2 protein-coding genes and 2 pseudogenes are annotated in these 5845 nt (G+C 54.1%); all 4 read left to right on the top strand.

Annotated features, from left to right (window positions below; genetic code table 11):
- Nucleotides 1–120 precede the first annotated feature (120 nt).
- Nucleotides 121–1308 (top strand): annotated as a pseudogene (gene istA / locus GV832_RS21300) (IS21 family transposase); the annotation flags it as partial.
- Nucleotides 1298–2176, top strand: a pseudogene (istB, locus tag GV832_RS21295) (IS21-like element helper ATPase IstB). The pseudogenes istA and istB, both read left to right, overlap by 11 nt.
- 371 nt (nt 2177–2547) lie before the next feature.
- Nucleotides 2548–4473 carry a glycosyltransferase family 2 protein gene (locus tag GV832_RS21290; protein ID WP_354002003.1) on the top strand — a complete coding sequence of 642 codons (1926 nt, stop codon included), beginning with the start codon at nt 2548–2550 and terminating at the stop codon, nt 4471–4473.
- Nucleotides 4474–4515: 42 nt separating this feature from the next.
- Nucleotides 4516–5505 carry a glycosyltransferase family 2 protein gene (locus GV832_RS21285; protein WP_168776880.1) on the top strand — a complete coding sequence of 330 codons (990 nt, stop codon included), beginning with the start codon at nt 4516–4518 and terminating at the stop codon, nt 5503–5505.
- Nucleotides 5506–5845: the final 340 nt, after the last annotated feature.

The following is a 5845-nucleotide window of genomic DNA, read 5'->3' as shown; positions in this document are numbered from 1 at the left end:
CAACGGGGCCTGTCGCTGCGCAATCCGCAAAGCTCCGCGCCAGCCCCCGTTGCCCAACCCGCCCAAATGGGTAAAACTGAAACCCGGAGTCTCGCTCAAGTCGGATAGAACTTGGGGGCAACGTCACGCGGCACCTTCGTTCCCCTGGCTTTCCGCCCTGGGGAAGCCTTCCAGTTCGACTGGAGCGAGGACTACGCCATCCTCGGCGGTGAGCGGACCAAGTTGCAGGTTGCGCATATCAAGCTGGCGCACAGCCGGGCCTTTCTGGTTCGGGCCTATCTGCTTCAGACCCATGAGATGCTGTTCGATGCTCATTGGCATGGGTTCCGGGTCCTCGGCGGCGTGCCCGCGCGCGGGATCTACGACAATATGAGGACGGCTGTGGATCGGGTCGGCCGGGGCAAGGAACGGCAAGTGAATGCCCGGTTCCTGGCGATGACGAACCACTATGTCTTCGAGCCCCAGTTCTGCAATCTGGCATCGGGTTGGGAGAAGGGCCAGGTTGAGAAGAACGTCCAGGACGCCAGACCACGCCTTTGGCTACCGACGCCGAACTTTCCAGATCTGGGAGCCTTGAACGCCTGGCTGGAACAACGCTGCCTCGAACTCTGGCGCGAGATCCCGCATGGCGTCCTGCCCGGCACGATCGCAGATGTCTGGGCCGAAGAACAGGCGGCCCTGATGGCACTGCCGACAGCCTTCGACGGCTTTGTCGAGAAGAGCAAGCGCGTGTCGCCCACCTGCCTGATCTGTTTCGACCGCAATCGCTACAGCGTTCCGGCCTCTTTCGCCAATCGCCCCGTCAGTCTGCACATTTATCCGGAACGGTTGGTGATCGTCGCCGAAGGCAGGGTCGTCTGCGAACATGATCGGATCATCGAGCGGTCGCACAATCAGCCGCCCCGCACGATCTACGACTGGCATCACTATCTGGCGGTCGTTCAACGCAAGCCTGGGGCTCTTCGGAATGGCGCACCCTTTGCAGAATTGCCGAAGGCATTCCGACAGTTGCAGGATCACATGCTGCGCAAGCCCGGCGGTGATCGCGAGATGGTCGACATCCTCGCCCTCGTCCTGCATCACGATGAGCAAGCGGTCTTGGCTGCGGTCGAGATGGCCCTCGAAGCGGGCGTGCCGACTAAGACGCATGTGCTGAACCTGCCCCACTGGCTGATCGACGGAAAGACCATCGATGGCCCACCACTCGATACGCCACAGGCGCTGATCCTGAAGCATGAACCCAAGGCCAATGTCGAACGCTACGACGGTCTGCGTTCCCAGATCGCCGGAGGCCGCCATGCGTCATAATCCCGCCACTGGGGCTGTGGTCATCATGCTCCGAAGCCTGAAGATGTATGGCATGGCCCAAGCCGTGACTGACCTCGCAGAACAGGGCGCGCCAGCGTTCGAGACCGCCGTGCCCATGCTGTCGCAGCTCCTGAAGGCCGAGATGGCTGAACGCGAAGTGCGCTCCATCGCCTATCACATGAAGGCTGCGTTCGTCGGGCAAACAGTCCCCCGGACTGTTTGCTGATCCTCCTCACCCCAGCCTACAAGGACCTCGCGGGCTTCGACTTCGCTGCCAGCGAGATCAACGAGGCAACACTGAGGCAGCTGCACAAATGCGAGTCCATGGCAGGCGCCCAGAATGTCGTGCTGATCGGCGGCCCGGGCACCGGCAAGACCCACGCCGCCACGGCCCTGGGGGTTCAGGCCATCGAACACCATCGCCGAAAGGTCCGCTTCTTCTCGACCATCGAGCTGGTCAATGCCCTCGAACAGGAGAAGACCAAGGGCAAGGCCGGTCAGCTCGCCGAGAGCCTGACGAAGCTGGACTTGCCCTCCACAGGGAATTGATCCCCCGGATCAATTCCTGATCTTCGTCGACCTCGATGAACTCGGCTACCTGCCCTTCAGCGCTTCAGGCGGCGCGCTTCTGTTCCATCTCCTCAGCAAGCTCTACGAGCGCACCAGCGTCCTCATCACCACCAACCTCAGCTTCAACGAATGGGCCACCGTCTTCGGAGATGCCAAGATGACCACCGCCCTCCTCGACCGCCTGACCCACCGCTGCCACATCCTTGAGACCGGCAATGACAGCTTCCGCTTCAAAGCCAGCTCCGACGTAGCTACCCGCAAAAGAAAGGAGACAACCCCGCCCTTGACCCAAGCCTGAACCCCGGAACATAACCCTCAGATGGGTCAGTTCTCGATGGAAAACCCGGGTCAGTTCTGCGTGGAAATTCACAGGATAGGTCTGTCCAGGGAAAGGGATACTCCAGCCCTCAACAGATTTGCTCAACAAAGCCGGCAGAAGGCACCAATTCGGGGTGACATTACCATCCTCAGAATGTAAACTGGTACCCAAAGCAACCGCGGCCCGTCAGCAGCCCGCATAAATCTTGACGCACCACAGCGGCAGAAAATCGGAGTTAATCGCAATCGATGCTAGCTTGGCAATACAGTATAACACTGAATTCTTCCAGTGGAATGGGGGGACACTTTGAGCTAAGGACGGATGACGAAAACCGGCCATTTCACTTGAAGGTGCAGCCGGAGCATGACTATATTGCGATCAACTCGATGGAGGATGGTGTTTGGGGTGCTGAGCTATCTATCCCTCACGAGGCGGCCATAGCTCATGATGAGAGTATTATTGTATGGATGACCGGTCCAAGAATTTATGTTAATATTCAGGGCCGTGTAAGTCTATTTTACATGAATTTCTCTAGCGACAACCACACCTTGTATGCCGCAGGAAAGAACATCTCCTACGAATGGAGGCAAGCAAAACTTGCTCTCCCTCACCGGGTAAGCTACTTAAACCCCACGACCAAATCGGTTTCGGAGGTGAAAGTATCTGGCAGAGTTCTGAAGCTAGGTTCTGCTCAGTATACAGCGATGGCGCATGACTTGCTTCATGAATGTGAGTACAATAGTTCTAGATATATTGGATTCTTGGGGTCTCGCATCTTGTATCATCCTGGCGACAGCTTCACGATCATTGACGCTGATCAAAGGTCGATATATTTGTGTCTGGCGGCCTCCATACTGTTTCCGCATTCTCGAATTATGAAGGTTTGCACCGATGAAGAGGCAAAGTCACTTCTTCAGATAATAATGCTCGAGAATCGAGTGGAAAACATAGAGCTCTGTGGCATAACTGAAACTGTTGATGAGTTGCGCGAAGGTAGGGGTGCTATTCTACTTCAGGGTTCCCTGGTGTTTGACTTAATGGGCGATTCCATTGAAGGTCTATCTAGCGCTCGAAAAAGCGAACTGTCGATCTATTCCGAAATTGAAAGCCCGGTTCAGACGGGAAAAGTCTCTCAACTTAGGAATCTACACCTGCAGATGAGCGGTGGTTGGGCTCTACAGCTAAACGGCATGTCAGGGCACTGCGATCGCAAGCGCCAGCTAGATGTTATTGTCGCTGCGTACAATGCGGGCGCCTACATCGTTCAATGCATTGGGTCAATTCTAGATCAAACAAGAGATGATGTTCGAGTTATTGTTGTTGATGATGGCTCTAAGGACAATACCAGGTCGCTTCTTGATAGCGAGTTTGGTCATGATGAGCGCCTCACGGTGCTTTACAAAGAAAACGGGGGGTGCGCTTCGGCGCGCAACTACGGGCGTTTGTCATCTTTAGCATCCCATATCGCCTTCGTGGATGCGGATGATTTTGTGTCGCCGGGGTTCTTCTCAACTCTGTATGACCTTGCAAATTACTCCGGCTGCGAAATAGTGCAGGGTGGATTTGACTTCTACGATGCCAGTAAGTCGGAGCCGTATCGACAAAGTTACGAAGAAGAATATTACAAGAATTGGCCCAGAACGAAATTCGGCGATCTTGATGTTTTGAGAATTGGCTTTCGCGATATGGCTGCGGGGCAGCCATCCATCTGGCGAAGAGTATATCGCCGCGATTTTCTCGATTCAAAGTCGATATTCTTCCGTGAAAGTATTCGCGCATATGATGACTACAGTTTTCAGTTGCTGAGCACCCATGAAGCGCGCGACGCAGTCTTTGTGCCGAGTCTGAAGTATCATTATCGTCAGCATCCCGACCAAGACGTCAAGAGTGGAGATGTCAGGCATTTCAACATGGTCACTATGTTTCACGACGTTTTCGCGTCAGCAGTAGCCAATTCTTGGGACGATGTGGATGTATTCCTCGAGTCAATGTCGCATAGTCTTCAGTGGTCAATATCAGTATTGGAACCCCACTTGAAGGATCAGTTCATGGCTTCCAGCGCAAAGCTGTGCGCACGTATTATCAAGAGCTTCGGGAAGAATGCGCGATCTATCATTATCGATCAGATTAATCACCCGAACTTCGATAATTATCTGGATGAAGAGTTGGCTCGGTTGAGCGCTTTCCCCGCGGGAGCATTTTGGCCCCTAATTGCAGGAGAGCTGAGTCATCCAGACATGTTGAGGATGCGTGCGGCGGCACGTAGGATCTTGTAGGGCTGAAGAGCGGGGACTGGTAGAGATATGATCACTTGTATAATGAGCGCCTTCAATGAGGGTGGCCTTATAAGGCCTTCTATAGAGTCCGTCCTGAATCAGAGTTTTTCCGATTTTGAACTCATTATCGTTGATGATGGCGCGTCGGTTGCGACAACTGAAGCCATCTTGGATTTCAAAGATGATCGAATTCGAGTTATCAAGCGGTCGAATGACGGTCTGTCCTCGGCCAGAAACAGGGGAATAGATGCTGCACGGGGTGACTACATTTGCTTCTTAGACGCAGACGATATCCGCCCGCCTTGGGCTTTTAAATCAATGAGTGACGCTTGTATTGGTGCCCCAGACTGTGTCTTTTCTCCGGGAATACTCCACGAACTTCGCAATGAGGCTTTGCCTTTTTACGATCACGCTGTCTTTGATCAGTTGACCCAATTGAAAAGCGGAACCTCATACGTGGGCGAAACATCCACAGGCTTCAGCGCGGCGTTGGCACTTCTTTTGTGCTTGGAGCCTCAATCGGCTAATAAGATGGTTCGGTCGGAATTTGTCCGGAAGTTCTGCCTAAAATTCCCGGCGGGCCTCGTGTTTGAGGACATTGTGTTTCATGTTGGAGTTATTTCAAATATTAGCACTTGGAGCATGACTGAGGTTCCAACTTTCACTTATTTCAGACGCTATGGCCGACCCCAAATTACAGCATCTAGTTCCAAGGCACGATTCGATGCGCTTGCATCCTGCGAAATAGCACTTTCTGTATTCGCAAGTTCGAGGAACTTTCAGGATCCAAAGCTTCGTAAGGTGGCCCTTGGATCGGCCTGCAAGTTGCTGTTTTGGTGTCGAAAGTGCATCTCTTTGGATCTACAAGAAATCTTCGATATAGGCTTAAGAGATATGTTTGCTAGGCTTGACCGTAGATACTTGTGGGCCGCCTCGGTACCACTTGATGATGGCATTCGGATCTGCTCGCCGTGGCTTGATTCTTCTCTGGACTCTGCGGCAGTGTTTCTGACAGATCAAGCTTCAAAATAATCAGCCTCTTTCCTTTTTGCGGGCGGCTACGGCGGAGGGAATCTTGGCTTACAGGGGTTACGATGCCGATCTTGTGGAGCGTTTCCAGGGCGCGGGCCATGAGAAGGCTGACCTGGCTCTGTCGGATGTGTTCCGTGACCGGGATCATGGGCGTCCCTCTGTATCGACCCAGCGGATTCTGCACCGCTTAGGGTCTGGGCTTCGGTAACGGGACCGCCGCAGTCAAGCTCTTTTGCGAAGACGGCATGGTTCGCGCAGGGGCGGTTTCGATCACCTGGCTGCCGAGCGTTCTGCCTTTGCCGCGGCCTTCGTCTGAGGTCTCCCCGGGTGCATGCTTCGG

It is taken from the genome of Stagnihabitans tardus (assembly GCF_009925085.1).
Classification (GTDB): domain Bacteria; phylum Pseudomonadota; class Alphaproteobacteria; order Rhodobacterales; family Rhodobacteraceae; genus Stagnihabitans; species Stagnihabitans tardus.
This window is presented reverse-complemented; position numbering and strand designations above follow the sequence as displayed.